Source organism: Streptomyces sp. GbtcB7, from assembly GCF_019091445.1.
GTDB classification, from domain to species: domain Bacteria; phylum Actinomycetota; class Actinomycetes; order Streptomycetales; family Streptomycetaceae; genus Streptomyces; species Streptomyces mirabilis.
Window position 1 is genome coordinate 1 of sequence record NZ_JAGXJM010000134.1, and the last position, 560, is coordinate 560.

The window sequence follows — 560 nt, forward strand, 5'->3', positions numbered from 1 at the left end:
CTGGGGGCGAAGACGCGGAACGGCGGGCCCCAGAAGCCGGTGCCGCGGCTGGTGTAGAGGAGGGTGCGGGGGCCGTGGTGGCTGAGGCCGGCGAGGGCGGGCTGGTCGATGCGGACCAGGTGGTGGAAGGGCCAGATCTGGCCGCCGTGGGTGTGGCCGGAGAGCTGGAGGTCGATGCCGTCGGCTGCCGCCCGGTCGATGAACTTGGGCTGGTGGGCCAGGAGCAGGACGGGGTGGTCGGGGTCGGCGCCGTGCAGGGCTCCGGCGAGGTGGGCGCGGTGGCCGGCGAGGCCGGAGGACTCGGCGGTGACGTCGTCCACGCCGGCGACCACGAGGGTGTCGCCTCCGCGTTCGAGCAGCAGATGGCGGTTGCGCAGCGGCTCCCAGCCCAGCTCGTCCATGAGGTCGACCCAGCCCTGGGCCTCGCTGTAGTACTCGTGGTTGCCGGTGACGTAGACCCGGGCCCGGGTGGCCTGCACGGTTCCGAGTGGGGCGGCCTGGGCGCGGCGGCGTTCGGCCGTGCCGTCCGCGATGTCACCGGTGTGGCAGACCAGGTCGGC

General features: G+C 74.3%; 1 protein-coding gene. It reads right to left on the bottom strand.

Annotated features, from left to right (window positions below; all coding sequences use genetic code 11):
- Positions 1-560 (bottom strand): metallophosphoesterase (locus KVT44_RS55545; RefSeq protein ID WP_217576857.1); only part of this gene is annotated, 560 nt, incomplete at both ends.